The 16,743-nt window shown below is 73.4% G+C and carries 12 protein-coding genes; 8 read left to right on the top strand and 4 right to left on the bottom strand.

The window, feature by feature from the left end; translation table 11 throughout:
* Positions 1 to 7: 7 nt before the first annotated feature.
* From EMA17_RS40100 to EMA17_RS40080, 5 genes are all read left to right on the top strand, one after another.
* Positions 8 to 2,188, top strand: a complete 2,181-nt coding sequence (locus EMA17_RS40100) for a TRAFAC clade GTPase domain-containing protein (protein ID WP_126642162.1) — start codon at positions 8 to 10, stop codon at positions 2,186 to 2,188.
* A gap of 1 nt (position 2,189) precedes the next feature.
* A complete protein-coding gene (locus EMA17_RS40095) occupies positions 2,190 to 4,301 on the top strand; it encodes a hypothetical protein (protein ID WP_126642161.1) in 2,112 nt (703 codons plus the stop codon).
* A 2-nt stretch (positions 4,302 to 4,303) separates the two neighbouring features.
* Positions 4,304 to 6,439 carry a hypothetical protein gene (locus tag EMA17_RS40090; RefSeq protein ID WP_126642160.1) on the top strand — a complete coding sequence of 712 codons (2,136 nt, stop codon included), beginning with the start codon at positions 4,304 to 4,306 and terminating at the stop codon, positions 6,437 to 6,439.
* A gap of 557 nt (positions 6,440 to 6,996) precedes the next feature.
* Entirely contained in the window at positions 6,997 to 7,407 is a 411-nt protein-coding gene (locus EMA17_RS40085; protein ID WP_126642159.1) for a YciI family protein, read from the top strand.
* A 13-nt stretch (positions 7,408 to 7,420) separates the two neighbouring features.
* Positions 7,421 to 8,560 (top strand): RNA polymerase sigma factor, encoded by a 1,140-nt coding sequence (locus EMA17_RS40080; protein ID WP_126642192.1) that lies wholly within the window; start codon positions 7,421 to 7,423, stop codon positions 8,558 to 8,560.
* Positions 8,561 to 9,171: 611 nt separating this feature from the next.
* On the opposite strand, the gene EMA17_RS40075 is transcribed toward EMA17_RS40080, so the two are convergent.
* Positions 9,172 to 10,257 (bottom strand): prephenate dehydrogenase, encoded by a 1,086-nt coding sequence (locus EMA17_RS40075; RefSeq protein ID WP_126642158.1) that lies wholly within the window; start codon positions 10,255 to 10,257, stop codon positions 9,172 to 9,174.
* 178 nt (positions 10,258 to 10,435) lie between these two features.
* Between EMA17_RS40075 and cmk the strand changes: the two genes are divergently transcribed.
* The 3 genes from cmk (at position 10,436) to der (ending at position 13,345) form a co-directional block, all read left to right on the top strand.
* On the top strand, positions 10,436 to 11,122 hold the full coding sequence (gene cmk, locus EMA17_RS40070) for a (d)CMP kinase (protein ID WP_126642157.1): 687 nt from the start codon (positions 10,436 to 10,438) through the stop codon (positions 11,120 to 11,122).
* A complete protein-coding gene (locus tag EMA17_RS40065) occupies positions 11,119 to 11,814 on the top strand; it encodes a lysophospholipid acyltransferase family protein (RefSeq protein ID WP_126642156.1) in 696 nt (231 codons plus the stop codon). Before cmk ends, EMA17_RS40065 begins: the two co-directional genes overlap by 4 nt.
* A 64-nt stretch (positions 11,815 to 11,878) precedes the next feature.
* The gene (gene der, locus EMA17_RS40060; protein ID WP_126642155.1) at positions 11,879 to 13,345 is read left to right on the top strand and encodes a ribosome biogenesis GTPase Der; all 1,467 of its coding nucleotides are present in this window, start codon (positions 11,879 to 11,881) and stop codon (positions 13,343 to 13,345) included.
* A 104-nt stretch (positions 13,346 to 13,449) separates the two neighbouring features.
* Here the strand turns inward: der and EMA17_RS40055 are convergent, their stop codons facing one another.
* From EMA17_RS40055 to EMA17_RS40045, 3 genes are all read right to left on the bottom strand, one after another.
* Entirely contained in the window at positions 13,450 to 13,812 is a 363-nt protein-coding gene (locus EMA17_RS40055; RefSeq protein ID WP_126642154.1) for a hypothetical protein, read from the bottom strand.
* A gap of 148 nt (positions 13,813 to 13,960) precedes the next feature.
* Complete coding sequence (bioA, locus tag EMA17_RS40050; RefSeq protein WP_126642153.1) at positions 13,961 to 15,262, bottom strand: adenosylmethionine--8-amino-7-oxononanoate transaminase; 1,302 nt, start codon at positions 15,260 to 15,262, stop codon at positions 13,961 to 13,963.
* Positions 15,263 to 15,354: 92 nt separating this feature from the next.
* On the bottom strand, positions 15,355 to 16,134 hold the full coding sequence (locus EMA17_RS40045) for a DUF8842 C-terminal domain-containing protein (RefSeq protein ID WP_126642152.1): 780 nt from the start codon (positions 16,132 to 16,134) through the stop codon (positions 15,355 to 15,357).
* Positions 16,135 to 16,743 lie beyond the last annotated feature (609 nt).

The raw sequence follows: 16,743 nt of genomic DNA, 5'->3' as shown, positions 1-16,743 counted from the left end.
TCGGCTGATGTTGCATCAGATCGTGTACCGCTGGGACCCGGACGGGCTGCTCGGGCGCCGCGGCATCGTTCCGGTCGCCACCTCGCTGGGTCGCGACGAGGTGTTCGGTTGGCACACCCGGACCGGGCTGGCCGAGGCGGTCACCATGGACTACGGCGACCCCGCCTGCCCGGCGTCCAGCGTGTGTCTGCTCGACACCCCGCTCGGAGTGGCGCTGATCCGCCGGGAGTTCTCCGCCGACGCGCGCCGCCAGCGGCTGAACAACTCCGCCCACGTACTGGTGGGCCCCCGGGACTCGATCGCGCCGTTCGACGCGCTCGCGTGGGGCTCGCTGGAGCGGCGCGCGCCCGGGGCGCTGGACCTGGACCGGGTCCCGCCGGGCTACGGCCTCAAACCGCTGCCCGACGAGCGCCTGGCCGCGGCCTTCGAGGTCGCCGCCGGCGACCTGCACGAGCAGTCCCACCGACTGGCCGATCCGCTCGAAGTGCTCGTCGCCGCCGTGCTGCGCCGCCCCCGGGCCCGGCTGGCCCTGCTGCCGGCCGGCGCCGAGGACGCCACCGTGCTGCTGTGGGGCCTGCAACACCTGCTCACCGCGCTGCTTCCGGGACCGTGGACGTTCTCCACCTTCGAGGTCGACGACGCGGTCGACGACCCCAACGGGGCGCCGCGCTTCATCGCGCTGCCCCGGGCGCCGTCCGGTCCGCCCGGGCCGCGCGTCCGGGTCGATCTGACCGGCCGCGGCGAGCCGTTCGACCCGCACCGCGAACTGGCCCGGCGGATCGTCCGGCACTACGTGGGCTCCGGCTGGTCGGGCTTCCACCGGCTGCTCAACGTACCCACCGAGGTGCACACGCTGCCCGAGGCGGACCGGGTGAACGCGATCCGGCAGCGGCTGGACGCGCTCGGCACCCGTCAGGAGGCCCGGACCACCCGACCGCGCGAGGAACCGCCGGTGGGCCAGGCACCCGGGCCGGTCGGCGCACCGCCCGGGACCGCCGGCCGGACCGAAACGCGCGACACCCGCGAGCCCACGCGCGGGGCGAGCGAGACGATCACCGTCGTCACCCCGTCCGCCGGCGCCCCGACGGGCGATCCCATCGACGCGAATCGACCCGTGGTGCGCTGCCCCTTCTGCCTGGACCTGGTCCGCTGGAACGAGAACGACCTCTACGAGCGCGACGCGCGGCTGCGCTACGAGCGGGTCGACCTGAGCACGGTCACCGACCCGGTCAAGCGGCACGACCGCATGATCACCACCTTCATGCGCTGCCCCAACCCCACGGGGGACGAGGAGCGCGAGCACTTCCTGCCGACCAACTACATGATCCACGAACCGCCGCTGGTGGTCGGGCTGATCGGCGACGGCCTCTCCGGCAAGACCCACCTGCTGGCCGCGATGATCGCCGAGATCGACGCCGGCGGGCTGCGCCGGTACGGGGTGACGCACGTGCCGGTGGACGCCGGCCACCACCAGGAATACCTGCGGGACCGGGTCGACCTGTTGCAGCGCGGACAGATGCTCGGGACCACGGTCAACCACCAGGGCAACCTCGTACAGTTCGCCGACGCGCTGCTGCTGCGCACGGGCGGGCGGACCCGGCCGATCGCCTTCTTCGACGTCAGCGGCGAGGACCTGGCCCGGGGTGGCCGGGAGATGCAATTCCTGGCCGCCGCGGACGCGTTCGTGTTCGTGGTGGACCCGGTGGTCGCGGTCGACCTGCCGGAGTTGCGCCGGCTGACCCGGGACGGCGAGGACACCGCGGGCCTGCGCCGGGGCGACCGCACCTTCGCCGCGGTGATGGACCGGTTGCCGCGTACGGCCGCCCTGCTCGACCAACCGGTCGCCGTCGCGGTCACCAAGTCCGACCTGATCCGCTTCGAGCCGCCCGTGGACGCCTGGTTGGGCTCGCAGCCGCCCCGACCCGGGGTGGTCGACCCGGCCCGCACGGACGCGGAGAGCCGCGACGTGTACTCGTTCCTGTACGCGCACGACGCCGGCGCGTGGCTCAGCCCGTTCGAGGAATTCCGGCGCTGCACCATGCACTTCGTCTCGGCGACCGGCGCGCGCGAGCGGGACGGGCACTTCCCCGGCGGCATCCGGCCGCGCCGGGTTCTCGAACCGGTGGTGTCCATCCTCGCGATGTGCGGCATGCTCGATCAGGCCGACATCGAGCGGGTGGGGGTGTGAGATGGCATCGGACGGGGTGGGCGGCACAGAGGATCGACTGGACGAGATCGTCTATCGCTGGAGCTACGACCACCTCCTGGGCGGTCGCGGGATGGGCCCGATCGCCACGTCGCTGGGTCTGAACGAACTCCGGGACTGGCACGGCGGCTTGGAGCAGCACGTCTCGATGGACCGCTCGCTGCCGGAGACCCCCGCCTGGAGCTTTTGCCGGGTACGTCTGGAGAACCGGCACGCGCTGGTGCTGCGCGAGGCCGCGGTCCACGCCGGCAATCGACCGGGAACCGACGCGCACGTCCTGGTGGACCCCGAACTCAGCGTCGGGGCCCACACGATGCTGGCCACCGCGTGGCTGCACGAGGAGCGCGGCGGCGGGCTCACGGGGTCCAGGACCCCGCTCGCGGAGGTGCCCGAGAACGTACCGCTGCGCGGCACCACGATCCGCCCGGAGGCGTTCGACCCGGCCATCCGCGGGCAACTGCGCGAGCGGGCCCGGGCCCGGCCGGAACTCCTAGAGGTGGTGCTCGCGGCCGTGCTGCGCGACCATCACCGCACCTTCACCCTGCATCAGAGCGACGTCGGCGCGGACATGGTGCCGCTGCTGTGGGGCGTGTTCGACCTGGCGCAGCCGATCGCGCCCGGGATGTGGACCTTCTCCACCTACGAGACCAGCGACGCGCCGCTGAAGCCGCGCTTCGTCCTGGTCCCGCGCTGGCCGAACACACCGGAGCCGGCCAACCGGCTGCGGATCGACCCGCGCGCCGAACCGCAGCCGGGGCAGGACGTGTTCCGCGACGCCGCCGGGCTGCTGGTACAGCTGTACTGCACGCGCCCGTGGGCCGAGGTGGACGCGCTGCTGGCCCGGATCGAGACGGCGATCGGCACCGACGGGGCGTCGTATCGGGAGGTCGCCGACCTGGTGCTGGCGCTCGAATCGGACGCGACCCGGCTGACACCGGCGGTCGCCGTCGCGCCGCGGGAGCCCCGGACGCCGGAGCCGCCGCGGGCCCCGCAGACGTCGCCGGCGCCGCCCGTACCGCCCGGGGCGTCGCCCGGCCCGGCGGCGGGCAGCGGCGCGCGCGAGCCGCAGGCCGACGCCGAGCGTTGGGAGAACGGCTACACGGAGACCTGGATCAACGGGAGTGAGGACGACGACCAGGACGCCGCGGACGAGCCCGGTGGGTATACCGAGCGGGATCGGTACGGCCGGGGCGCCGCGCCGGGGTACGCGCGACCGGGCCCGTCGTCGCCCGGGCCCGGACAGTCGGGTTCCGCGCCGCCGGAGTTCGGGCGGTCCGGGCCGGCCGACGCGTGGCGGGCGGGCGGCGAGGCGAACCGGGCCGGACCGATGCCGGCGTATCGCCCGACGGTGGGCGGCGACGCGCCGGTCCCGCCCCGCCCGGATCGGCTCGTCCCGCCGCCGGGCACGGCCCCCCGTCCCGAGTCCGGCTCGGGCAGCCGTCCGGTGTTGCCCCCGAACGGCCCGACGGGCCGACTCGCGCGCGGCACGTGGGACCGGGGGGAGTGGGAGCGCCTGGGCGCGTCCCGCAACGGCTACACCGCGCTGGAGGTGGCCGACGGGCTGCTGACCCGGAGCAACGGGCACGAGACGAACGAGTTCCGCGACGTCCTCATCCAGGTCGACCCCGCCTCGCTCGCGGTCGCGCTGCTGCTCGCCCGGCCGCCGCTGCTGGTCCCCGTGGTGTACCGGCTGGATCGGCTCCTGCATCCGGCCTACGGCGACGGCGGCCGGCCGGAACGGCACACCAGGCAGACCTACGCGACGGTGCTCGGCCGGCTGCACGAGGACATCAACACCTTCGACAGCTGCGGCGCCCCGAGGGAGACGCTGTGTCGGCTGGTGGAGACGCTGGCCCGGCTCACCGTGACCGACGTCAAGCGGCCCAGATTCGGCGCCGACGTGCTGTCCACGCTGGCCGTCGACGTCGCGGGCACGGTCTGGGCCCTTCGGACGTCCTTGCGGGTGTGGGCGGATTATCAGAACGTGCTCGTCGACGTGCTGTGTTCCTCCCGCTATCGCGAGCCGTTTCTGCTCGAGATGGGGCGACTGACCGTGGAGAGCTTCCAGACCATGCCGCACAGGACGGGACCGTAGCCATGACGGCACGCACGGCACGCACGGCGCAGCCGGGAGGGAACCAGCCGCCGACCGCGGCCGAGGCGGGCGGGTACCGCCAGATCGTCTACCGGCGCCAGGACGACAGCCTGCTCGGCGGGCGCGGCCTGGGGCCCATCGCCTCCTCCGTATCCCGGGACGAACTGCTTGGCTGGCACGACGAGTTGCGCGAGCATGTGGCGGTCGACGCGGAGGACCGCGGGGCGCCGGTGACCAGCGTCGCGCTGGTGCACACCGGTCGTGGCGCGGCGGTGGTCCGGCGCGAGTACGTGGTCGACGGGAACAACGCGCGCGTGTTGCTCGACCCCGGCCGCGACCTGGGCCCGCATGCCGCGCTCGTACTCACCCAGGAGGCCGTGTGGGCGGCGGAGTCCGCCCTGGAGGACATCCCGCGCGGCTACGGACTCGCGCCGCTGGCCCCGGACTTCGTGGCCGCCGCGCTGGACGGGCACGCCGAGCGGCTGCGCGGCCGCGCGCGCGAGCAGGCGTATCTGCTCGAGGTCGCGGTCGCCGCCGTGCTGCGGCATCCGGGCCGGTTCTTCTCGTTCCGGCAGGCGGACGTGGGGATCGATCCGGTGCCGATGTTGTGGGGGTTGTCCGACCTGCTCCTGTGGCTGGTCCCGGTGTCCTTCACGTTCTCCACCTTCGAGACGCTGGACCACTCGGGCAAGCCGAGGTTCGTGGTGCTGCCGCGCCGGCCGCGCGACGCGCAGCCGTGGGCCGGCCGCTACCGGTTGGTCGTGGGGGAGGAGCCCAAGGCCGGCTCGGACGTGCACGCGCACGCGGCGGCGCTGCTGGTGAGCCGCTACACCGACACCGACTGGCCGGGGATCCACCGCCTCCTGGAGGGCATGCGCGACCTGCGGCCGCTGCCGCACGAGCGGGCGGAGGAGCGGTCGCGGGAGATCTGCGCCCGGTTGGGTCGGCGGGGCTCGGGGGCCGGGTCGGGTGCGCCGGCGGTCGCGCCGATGCCGCCCGCGCCCGCGCGTGCGCCCCTGTTCGAGCCCGCGCCGGTGTCGGTGCCCGCGCCGTCGCGCGCCGTCGCCGCCGCGCCCACGGCCGCGCCCGCGCCGGTTCGGGATCGGGGACTGGCGACCGAGAAGGCGCTGGTGGCCGCGGCGGAGCGGGTCCGGCGGGGTGGTGCGGCGGCACGGGTCGAGCGGGAGCCCCGGGTGGTGACGGTGTCCACGGCCGAGGAGGAACCGGCGTTCCCCTACCCGGCGGGGTCCTCGGCCCCCCGGGCCGTGTCGACCGTGTCGCCGCCCCGGCCGTCGCTTCCGTACTCGGCTCCGGCCGCCGCGAGCGCGGAGCCCGCGGATGTGACCTGGTACGCGGACGACGGCGCGGTGTTCGAGGAGATCGAGGACGCCTTCACCGGGCCGTGGCCGGGCTTCGAGGAGGAGCGCGGCGAACTGCCGATACCCGCGCTGCCGCACACCGACGACGACCTCGACGCGGACCCGGACGCCGAGCCGGGCGCGGTCGGCGGACCCGAGAACCCGCCGACCCCGGGCGCGCCGCCGACCAGCGCCGGGAACGCGCCGTGGAGCGTGTGGGCCGAATACGGCATCCCGGACACCGAGGTGAACAAGATACGGCGCGCGGTCAAGCGCCTTCCGGACAAACCGACGCTGCGCGAACGGGCGCTCGGCGGCGGCGCGGCCAAGACCGAGGTCGCCGCGATCGACAACATCGTCACCCTCGCGGTCGCGCTGCGGTTGGCCGACCTGCGGGTGTTGCCGGTGATCGCGGACCGGTTGACCACGCGCCTGGAACAGCGCCGCCGCCAGCTCGCCCCCGAGGCGTGGAACCCGGACGACATGCGGGCGATGCGCGAAACGGTGCTGGACGCCGAACAGTTCGGGGACCGTCTGGAGGCGGCCGGCGCGGGCGAGAAACGTACCCGCAAGCTGCTCGAACAACTCCTCGTGGTGGTGCTGGCCCCCAAGACCGACACGAAGGGGGTGCTGCGCCAGATCGCGATCTGCGTGCTCTCCGACCGCCGGGACCGCTCCCCGAACCCGCTGATCGAGGAAATCCTCCTCAACAGCCAATGGGGCGAAGACTTCCGCACCGAACTCGGCCGCCGCTGGTCCGAACAAAACCCACCCCGCTGAAGCCTCCCGGCGCCGGGGGTGGGCTGGTGGCCCGCAGCGCGGCGGTGGGATCGGGGACGGCCGCCGCGCGGTGAGCCGGGTGGTGGGCGGCGACGGTGTGGCCGTGGCCCGGCGGGGTGGCGGGTTGCGGCGCGGCGATGGGTCGAGGTGGTTGGTCGTGGCGCGGTGGGTTGCCGCGGTGTGGTGAGGCGGGGGTGGGCTGCGGCGCGTCGGCGGGCCGGGTGGTGGGGCCGGGCGTGGGCCGTGGACCTGTGGGGTGGCGTGCGGCTGCGGTGTGATTTGGGTGTGGTCGGGGCGCGTCGGCGGCGTACGGGGCGGGTGGTTTCGGGGGCGGTTCGTGAGGTTGCCGGGTGGGTGGATGCGGGTGTTCGTCCCGGTGCGGATCGGTGTGGGGACCGGCCGGCGGTACGGGGGCGGGTGTGGTGGGAGGGGCCTGCTCGGCTTGTGCGAGGTGGTTCGGAAAAAGATTCGGCCGGCGATGTCGAGATCGCGTGGGCGGCTTCGTCCCCGGGGTGAGCGCGACCACAATGGGCGCACCAGTACCGAGGAGAACCATCATGGCCAAGTACCTGCTGCTCAAGCACTACCGCGGCGCTCCGGCCTCGGTCAACGACGTGCCGATGGACCGCTGGACGCCGGAGGAGATCTCCGCGCACCTGGGATACATGAACGACTTCGCGGCCCGGCTGAAGGAGACCGGCGAGTTCGTCGACAGTCAGGCGCTGACCCCGCAGGGGGCCTGGGTCCGCTACGACGGCGAGGGGCGCCCGCCGGTCACCGACGGCCCGTTCGCCGAGACCAAGGACCTGATCGCCGGCTGGATGATCATCGACGTCGACACCTACGAGCGCGCCGTCGAGCTGGCCGGGGAACTGTCGGCCGCGCCCGGCGCGGGCGGCAAGCCGATCCACGAGTGGCTGGAGGTGCGCCCGTTCATGAGCGCCTCGCAGCACACCATCGCGGAGTGACGTGACCACCGGCATGAACGAGGCACAGCTCCGCGGCCTCACACCGAGCGTGCTCGGGATCCTCGTCCGCCGCGGAGCCGACTTCGCGGCGGCCGAGGACGCGGTACAGGACGCGCTGGTCGAGGCGATCCGCGTCTGGCCGACCGACCCGCCGCGGGACCCGAAGGGCTGGCTGGTCACCGCGGCCTGGCGCAAGTTCCTCGACGCGACCCGCGCGGACGCGGCCCGGCGCCGGCGTGAGGACATCGTCGACGAGGAGCCGGCGCCCGGGCCCACGCCCGGGGCGGACGACACACTCCGGCTCTACTTCCTGTGCGCCCACCCGTCGTTGACCCCGTCCTCGGCGGTCGCGCTCACGCTGCGCGCCGTCGGCGGGCTGACCACGCGACAGATCGCCCGGGCGTACCTGGTGCCCGAGGCGACCATGGCGCAGCGCATCAGCCGGGCCAAGCGCACGGTTTCCGGCGTGCGGTTCGACCGGCCCGGCGACGTGGCCACCGTGCTGCGCGTGTTGTACCTGGTCTTCAACGAGGGCTACTCCGGCGACGTGGACCTGGCCGCCGAGGCCATCCGGCTCACCCGGCAGCTCGCCGCCGCGATCGACCACCCGGAGGTCGCGGGCCTGCTCGCGCTGATGCTGCTCCACCACGCCCGGCGCGCCGCCCGGACCGGGCCCGACGGCGGCCTGGTGCCGCTCGCCGAGCAGGACCGGAACCGGTGGGACACCCGCATGATCGCCGAGGGCGTGGTGATCCTGCAGGCGGCGCTGGCCCGCGATCGGCTGGGCGAGTACCAGGCCCAGGCCGCCATCGCGGCGCTGCACGCCGACGCGCCGACCGCCGAGGAGACCGACTGGGTGCAGATCGTCGAGTGGTACGACGAGCTGGTGCGCCTGACCGACAACCCCGTGGTCCGGCTCAACCGCGCGGTGGCCGTGGGCGAGGCCGACGGACCGCGCGCCGGATTGGCGGCACTCGCGACGCTGGACGACTCGCTGCCGCGCCACACGGCGGTGGCGGCGTACCTCCACGAACGCGACGGCGACCCGACGACGGCGGCACGGCTGTACGCCGAGGCGGCCCACAAGGCGGGCAACCTCGCCGAACGCGACCACCTGACCCGCCGAGCCGCGCGCCTCAACGCCCACCGCTGACCGCGAAGGGGGAGGTGTTCCCGGCCGGCCTGCGGGTCCTCATGCGCCGGACGGGCTGGGTGGTGGCTTGCCTTGTGCGCGACGCCGGAGCGGCAGCGTTCCCGGCCGGCCTGCGGGTCCTCATGCGCCGGACGGGCTGGGTGGTGGCTTGCCTTGTGCGTGACGCCGGAGCGGTAGCGTTCCCGGCCGGCCTGCGGCCTGCTGGTCCTCAAGCGCCGGACGGGCTGGGTTTTGTGGTCCGGGCGTTCCTGGTTCGGCTTGCGGCCTGCGGGTCCTCAGGTGCCGGACGAGCTGGGTGTCGGCTTGGCTGTGTTCGGTGCCGGAGCGGCGGCGTTCCTGGCCGGCCTGCGGCCTGCGGGTCCTCAAGCGCCGGACAGGCTGGTTTCGTGGTCCGGGCGTTCCCGACCGGCCTGCGGTCTGCTGGTTTTCGGGCGCTGGACGGGCTGGGTTTTGTGGTTCGGGCCTTTTCGGTTCGGTCTGCGGTTTGCTGGGTCTTGGGTGTCGGATGAGCTGGGGTTTGTGGTTCGAGGGGTTTCGGTTCGGTCTGTGGGCTGGCTTGTTTGTGCTTGGTCGGGAGCAGCCGTGTGCCGTCGGTGGTGTTCCCGGGTGGGTCAGCGTTGTACGGTCCAGCCGCTGTTGCGTAGGGCGAGTGTGAGGGGGTCGGCTCGTTGGGGGTCGACCTGGAGTTCGACCAGGCCGGCCGGGCGGCCCTGGGCGTGGTCGATGCGGATGTCCTCGATGTTGACCTCGGCGCGGCCGACGTCGGCGAACAGGCGGGCCAGCTCGCCCGGGCGGTCGGGGACGACCACCGGGATCGCCTCGTAGACGGCGGCCGGTTCGCCGTGCTTGCCCGGGATCCGCGCGTGGCCGGCGTTGCCGCGCCGCAGCAGCGCCTCGATGCCGCGCGTGCCCACCTCGCGCTTGGCCGCGTCGTCGGCCGCCAGCGAGCGCAACGCGCCCACCACGGCGTCCAGATCGCCCGCGAGGCCCGCCAGCACGTCGGCCACCGCGTCGGCGTTGGCGCCCAGGATGTCGATCCACAGCCGAGGGTCGGAGCCCGCGATCCGGGTCACGTCCCGCACCCCCTGCCCCGCGAGCCGGGTGTCGGTGTCCTGCGCGTGTTCGAGCCGCGCGGCCATCAGCGCGGACACCAGGTGCGGCGCGTGCGACACCAGCGCCACCGCGTGGTCGTGGTCGCGCGGCTTCATCACCACCGGCACGGCACGACACAGCGACACCATCTCCAGCGCCCGGTTGAGCGTCTCGGTGTCGGTCTCCCGCGAGGGCGTGAGCACCCACGGCCGACCCTCGAACAGGTCGCCGCGCGCCGCCAGCGGCCCGGAACGCTCCCGCCCGGCGAGCGGATGCCCGCCGATGTAGCGCCCGAGGTCGCAGCCCAGCGCGGCGATCTCGGCCAGCGGCTGCTCCTTCACGCTCGCCACGTCGGTGTAGCTCAGCGCGAGCCGCGACTCCTGTACCTGCCGCAGGGTTTCCGCGATCCGCCCCGGCGGCACGGCGAGCACCGCGAGGTCCACCGGCTCGGCCGGCACCGCGTCGAGACCCGCGCCCATCGCCGCCGCCGTCTGCACCGCGGTCCTGTCGTGATCGCGCAGATACACCGTGACCCCACGCGAGGTCAGCGCGAGCGCGACGGATGTGCCGATCAGTCCGGTGCCGACCACGGCGGCGGTACGCACGACGGGAACTCCAAGGGGCGGGTGACGGAATAATGGGGGAACCGATCAAGGCTATCCGTGACGGTACCCTCGGGCGGTGTCCTATCGCCCCGCGGCCTCCGCAGCGCCGCCCGGTTCGGCAATACCCGTGACGGCCCCCCGGCCGGCAGACAGCCAGACAAGTGAAAGGTCGGCGACCGTGGAAGCCCGTACGCCGCTCGCGACCGCCGTGGTCGCCATCGACGGCCCGTCCGGTTCCGGAAAGTCCAGCGTCTCGCGTGCGGTCGCCGCCCGCCTGGGGCTGCGCTACCTGGACACGGGCGCGATGTACCGGGCGATGACGTGGTGGATGCTCACCAACGGCGTCGACATCCACGACCCGGCCGCGGTGGCCGCGGCCTCGGACAAGCCGCAGATCCTCTCCGGGACCGCGCCGGACGGGCCCACCATCACCGTGGACGGCCGGGACGCGGCCGGCCCGATCCGTACCGACGAGGTGACCAAGGCGGTCAGCGCGGTCAGCGCCGTGCCCGAGGTGCGCACCCGCCTGGTGGACCTCCAGCGGGCGGTGATCGGTGCGGGCGGCATCGTGGTCGAGGGCCGCGACATCGCGAGCGTGGTGGCCCCCGACGCGCCGGTCAAGGTGTACCTGACCGCCTCCGAGGCGGCCCGCGCCGCGCGCCGCAACGCCGAGCTGACCGGTACGCGGGTCACCAGCGTCGAGGACACCCGGGCCGACCTGGCCCGCCGCGACGCGCTGGACTCGGGCCGCGCGGTCGCCCCCGCCGGGATGGCCGAGGGCGCGATCCTGGTCGACACCACCGAGCTGAACCGCGAACAGGTGGTCGACCACCTCCTCGCCCTGGTCGCGGAACACGTGCGGTGACCGCGACCCTCGGCACCACCGCCAAGCCCGTACCCGCCAAGCCCGCACCCGCCAGGCCCCCGCTCGCCGGCGCCGCGCACTTCATCGGCGAGCCGCTGCTGCGCAGCTTCTGGAAGGTGCGCGCGCTGGGCACCTGGCACGTACCGACGAGCGGCCCGGTGATCCTGGCGGGCAACCACGCCAACTTCGTCGACGGGCCGATGCTCTTCGCCTTCGCCCCGCGACCCACACAGGTGCTGGTCAAGCGCGAGATGTTCGCCGGCGCGCTCGGCCCGATACTGCGCGGGATCGGCCACATCCCGGTCCAGCGCGGTGTCGCGGACCGCCGGATGATCACCGATTCGCTCGACGTGCTGGCCGGCGGCGGCGCGCTCGGGGTGTTCCCCGAGGGCACACGGGGGCAGGCCGACTTCTCGGCAGTGCACAATGGACTTGCATATCTGGCATTGCGCTCCGGGGCACCCATCGTCCCGGTGGCCTGCCTCGGCACCGGTGCGCGGGGATCCTCGATCGGTGCATTGCCGGGTCTGCGCTCCCGGATCGACGTGGTCTACGGCAAGCCCTTCCGGGCCGTCGAGAACGCCGACCGCCGGGCCACCCGCAAGGCCGTCCAGGCCGCGTCCGACCGCATCGTCGAACGGCTCACCGCGCACCTGCGCGAGGCCGAGCGGATGACCGGTCGCGCCGGCTGACCCAGAGCTCACGCGAGCCCACCCGAGTCTCACCCGAACCGCTACCCGAACGAGGAACACCCCCATGGAGCAGCACGCCGACGCCACCACCGAGGGCGCCTTCGACCCGGAGGCGTGGGAGGCGGGCTACGACCCCGACGAGTGGGTCGACGTCGAAGGGGACGCCCCCGCCCGCGGCGGGCACGACGGGGAGGCGTCCGGACCGCTGCCGGTGCTTGCCGTCGTCGGGCGACCCAACGTGGGCAAGTCCACGCTGGTCAACCGGATCATCGGGCGCCGCGAGGCGGTCGTGGAGGACACCCCCGGGGTGACCCGCGACCGGGTCTACTACGAGGCCACCTGGAACGGCCGCCGCTTCACCGTCGTGGACACCGGCGGCTGGGAGCGCGACGTGGTCGGCATCGACCTGTCGGTGGCGGTCCAGGCCGAGTACGCGATCGAGTCGGCGGACGCGGTGATGTTCGTGGTCGACGCGATCGTCGGCCCCACCGACAGCGACGAGGCCGTGGTCCGGGTGCTGCGCAAGGCCGGCAAGCCGGTCGTGCTGGCCGCCAACAAGGTCGACAACATGGCCCAGGAGGCGGACGCCGCCGCGCTGTGGTCGCTCGGCCTGGGTCAGCCCTGGCCGGTCTCGGCCGTGCACGGCCGCGGCAGCGGCGACCTGCTCGACGCGGCGCTCGCGATCCTGCCGGAGGCCCCCGCGCAGCGCTTCGGCGTCACCGAGGGCGGCCCGCGCCGGGTCGCCCTGCTCGGCCGCCCGAACGTGGGCAAGTCGAGCATGCTGAACAAGGTCGCCGGCGAGACCCGGGTGGTCGTGGACAAGATCGCGGGCACCACCCGCGACCCGGTCGACGAGCTGATCCAGCTCGGCGGCAAGACCTGGAAGTTCATCGACACCGCGGGCATCCGCCGCCGGGTGCACCTGACCCAGGGCGCCGACTTCTACGCGTCGCTGCGCACCACGGCCGCGCTGGAGAAGGCCGAGGTCGGGGTGATCCTGATCGACGCCAGCGAGCGGCTGACCGAGCAGGACACCCGGATCATCTCGCTCGCGGTCGAGGCGGGGCGCGCGATCGTGATCGCGTACAACAAGTGGGACCTCATGGACGAGGAGCGCCGCTACTACCTCGAACGCGAGATCGAACAGGACCTGGTCCAGGTCACCTGGGCGCCCCGGGTGAACGTCTCGGCGCTGACCGGGCGGCACATGGAGAAGCTGGTCCCGGCCATCGAGACGGCGCTGGCCAGCTGGGAGAAGCGCATCCCCACCGGGCAGCTGAACGCGTTCCTGGGCACGCTGGTGGCCTCGCACCCGCACCCGATCCGCGGCGGCAAGCAGCCCCGCATCCTGTTCGGCACCCAGGCGGGTACCAAGCCGCCCCGGTTCGTGCTGTTCACCAGCGGCTTCCTGGAGGCCGGCTACCGTCGCTTCATCGAGCGCCGGCTGCGTGAGGAGTTCGGTTTCCCGGGCACGCCGATCGAGATCCGGATGAAGGTCAGGGAGAAGCGCGGTCGCAAGACCGGTCGCTGACCGCGGCCGACCGTACGAACGACGACGAAGGGCCCGGACGCGCACGGCGTCCGGGCCCTTCGTCGTCTCCGCCGTCCCGGGATCCTCGCGCGCGCACCTTCGGGCTAGAGCGGCAGGTGGCCGTGCGGGCCCTGGGCGCGCGACGGTTGGGCGGGGACCAGGGACGCGCCCCGCTGCCGGCCGTACTCGGTGTAGCCGCCCTGGGTGGGCAGCGAGAAGTTCGGGAACGGGGGGTCCTGCGCGTAGGCGTGGCCGATCGCGGGGGGCGCCCCGTACGAGGGCCGGCTCGCGGCGTAGTCCTCGTTCGTACGCTCGTGCGGGACCGCGCGGAACATCCGCCGCCACTCGGTCTCCAGCGCGTTGTAGATCGGTGTCAGGACGTCGTGGCCGGGCGGCGCGGGGACCCCCACGGAGAGGGCGGGGTGGCCGAGGGCCCGGCTGCTGATGGAGTCATCGAAACTGAACACATCGGGTCCAACGACCGAAAGCCACGGCGGTTGCGGGGTCGAACCCGAACCGTCACCGAACCGGCACACAGAGCGACCATTCGGCATGAGCCTTTTGCGGCGGCTCGTGCCGGCGGGGGTCGCGGTGTGGGCGGGGGAGGCGCGCGGGTCATGTGTGGGCGCGGACCACCTCGACCATCGCGGAAGTGATCGTGGCCAGGTCCTGCGGCGTCGTGACGTAGGGCGGCATCGTGTAGACGAGGCGGCCGAAGGGGCGGATCCAGACGCCCTGTTCGACGAAGGCGGGTTGTACCGCCGCCATGTCCACCGGGTCGGCGAGTTCGATGACGCCGATCGCGCCGAGGACCCGGACGTCGACCACGCCGGGCAGGTCGCGGGCGGGGGCCAGACCCGTGCGCAGGCCGTCGGCCAGGGCGGTGATCCGGTCGCGCCAGGGTTCGGCGAGCAGCAGGTCGACACTGGCCGCGGCGATCGCGGCGGCCAGCGGGTTGCCCATGAAGGTCGGACCGTGCATGAACGCGCCGCCCTCGCCGCGCGAGATGGTTCGGGCCACCTCGTCGGTGCAGAGCGTCGCGGCCATGGTCAGGTAGCCGCCGGTCAGGGCCTTGCCCAGGCACATGATGTCGGGCGCGATCCCCGCGTGGTCGCACGCGAACAGCTCCCCGGTCCGGCCGAATCCGGTGGCGATCTCGTCCGCGATCAGCAATACCCCGTGCCGCGAGCACAGTTCGCGGATCCGGCGCAGGTAGGCGGGGGAGTGGAAGCGCATTCCGCCCGCGCCCTGCACGATCGGTTCGAGCACCACGGCCGCCACCGTCGAGCCGTGCCGCTCCAGCAACTCCTCGACGCCGGCGGTGTCCTCGGCCCGCAGCGGGGTGTCGAAGCCCGCCGGCGGGATCGGCGCGAACAGGTGGGTGGGCAGGACGCCGGAGAAGAGGTGGTGCATCCCGCCGACCGGGTCGCACACCGACATCGCGCCGAACGTGTCGCCGTGATAGCCGCCGCGCACGGTCAACAGCCGGGTGCGCTCGGGCCGGCCGCGCCCACGCTGGTACTGGAGCGCCATCTTCAGCGCCACCTCGACCGCGACCGAGCCGGAGTCGGCGAAGAACACCTTGGTCAGCGGCTCGGGGGTGATCTCCACCAGGCGCCGGGCCAGTCGCACGGCCGGCGGATGGGTCAGCCCGCCGAACATCACGTGCGCCATCGTGTCCACCTGCGCGTGCGCGGCGGCGTTCAGGACGGGGTGGTTGTAGCCGTGGATCGCGGCCCACCAGGACGACATCCCGTCGACCAGCTCGCGCCCGTCGGCGAGCCGGAGCCGGACCCCGTCGGCGCCGACCACGGGGAACAGCGGTGCTTCGCCCTCGGTGCTCGCGTACGGGTGCCAGATGTGCCGCCGGTCCTGGGAAACCAGTTCGTCGCCGTAGGCCGCGTCGTAGTGCTCCATGGCTCGGCACGCTATCGGAGCGTCGGGGGGCGACCCGGTACAGGTCGCCCCCCGACCCGGGCCGTGCGCGGTCGAGGCCGCCACGCGGCCGGTCAGATGCCGCTGACCGGGACCGATCCGGCCGCGAGCAGGTTGCGCCGACCCGCCTCGCCGAGCGCGGCGGCCAACTCGTCGTTGCCGGTGTGGATGCCGATGGTGCCGACCGGGGCGGCGAACAGCAGCACGACGCTGTGCGTCTTGGCCGCGTTCAACCACGCCTCGGGCACCTCGGCCGGGGACTGCGCCTGCCACCACGCCTCGGTGCGCCCGCCCGCCCCCGGGAACAGCACCGCGGTCAGGTAGCCGTCGGTCATCTGTACCGACCAGCCGCCGAGCAGCGGCGGCAGCGTCTCCTCGGGGGAGGCGATCGGCGCGAACCCCCGCTCGCCGAGCAGCGACAGGAACTCGTCCTGGGCGCCGGGCGTGCCCGGACGGGCCACGGCCGCCCCGGGTTCGACCACGAGCGCCGCGTAGGTCACGCCCGCGCACACCACCATGCTCCCGGTGATCGAGATCGGCACCGGGCCGCCCGGCACCACGGTCTGCACCGCGAGCCCGGGGTTGGCCTGCGCCGCGAGCAGCGGCTCGACCGCGGCCTCGGACACCGGGATCACCTGGGAGGGGATGCAGCGGGTGTGCGCGAACGCGAGCACCGCGGTCTCCTCGGCCAGGTACAACAGCGCGCTGGTCTCCACGGAGGTGGTGTCGCCCTCACCGCGGCACGAGGCGCACGCGTAGGTCTGGGGGCCGGTCTCCCCTGCCACCAGGCGGGCGGCCTCGTCGTCGCCGATCTCGGCGCGGACCTCGGGGCTGACGTCGAGCAAGCGTGACACGGAAGGCTCCATCGGTAGGGGGGTGTGCGACAGTGAGGGATCGCCGCTTGCGTTCTCGCGCCGGGACGTTACCGCCTGGTGACGTTGTGTCACCTGGAGAATGCGGGAACGTCACCCCTATGGGGCATGTGCGCCCCGCCCGCGCCACGGCCATTCGGGCGACGGCGCCGGAGTGCGCGCCCGTGCGCGGCGATCGACGCGCGGAATGCGTCGTCGAGTGGCCATTCGATGACCGAGAGTCATGGACATGGCTGTGTCATCACGCCGAGATCACACGATGATCACCGAGGGATCACAAGAAAAGGGAGGGGTCGAATGCAGTTATTAATGGATTAATTCGGACATATGGCATCGCGTTGATGAGACGTGAATCTCCATATGTTTCCCGTTGGAATGACTCGGGCAAGTCACGCCCGGTAACAAATGCGGGATACAACTTTTCCGAGGGGACTCGGGAAAGGCGTTCGACCCCGGACGTGCGCCGCTGCCGTGACGTTTCTGCGCCGGCCGTACTCCCGCATCCAGCAGCCCGCGGCGCCGGCGCCCTCATCACGGCGGTGCTCCGGCCCGGAACCGGTATCAACGGTTCCGTTCCTCCGCGGCCCGAAC

The sequence above is a fragment of the Embleya hyalina genome, from assembly GCF_003967355.1.
Classification (GTDB): Bacteria; Actinomycetota; Actinomycetes; order Streptomycetales; family Streptomycetaceae; genus Embleya; species Embleya hyalina.
The sequence above is the reverse complement of the archived record's forward strand: the minus strand, read 5'-3'. Positions and strand labels throughout refer to the sequence as shown.

Excerpts from the sequence above, each read along its gene's own strand:
- EMA17_RS40085 (WP_126642159.1), top strand. The coding sequence starts at position 6,997 with ATGGCCAAGTACCTGCTGCTCAAGCACTACCGCGGCGCTCCGGCCTCG.
- EMA17_RS40095 (WP_126642161.1), top strand. The coding sequence starts at position 2,190 with ATGGCATCGGACGGGGTGGGCGGCACAGAGGATCGACTGGACGAGATC.
- bioA (WP_126642153.1), bottom strand. The coding sequence starts at position 15,262 with ATGGAGCACTACGACGCGGCCTACGGCGACGAACTGGTTTCCCAGGAC.
- EMA17_RS40100 (WP_126642162.1), top strand. The coding sequence starts at position 8 with ATGTTGCATCAGATCGTGTACCGCTGGGACCCGGACGGGCTGCTCGGG.
- EMA17_RS40090 (WP_126642160.1), top strand. The coding sequence starts at position 4,304 with ATGACGGCACGCACGGCACGCACGGCGCAGCCGGGAGGGAACCAGCCG.
- der (WP_126642155.1), top strand. The coding sequence starts at position 11,879 with ATGGAGCAGCACGCCGACGCCACCACCGAGGGCGCCTTCGACCCGGAG.
- EMA17_RS40080 (WP_126642192.1), top strand. The coding sequence starts at position 7,421 with ATGAACGAGGCACAGCTCCGCGGCCTCACACCGAGCGTGCTCGGGATC.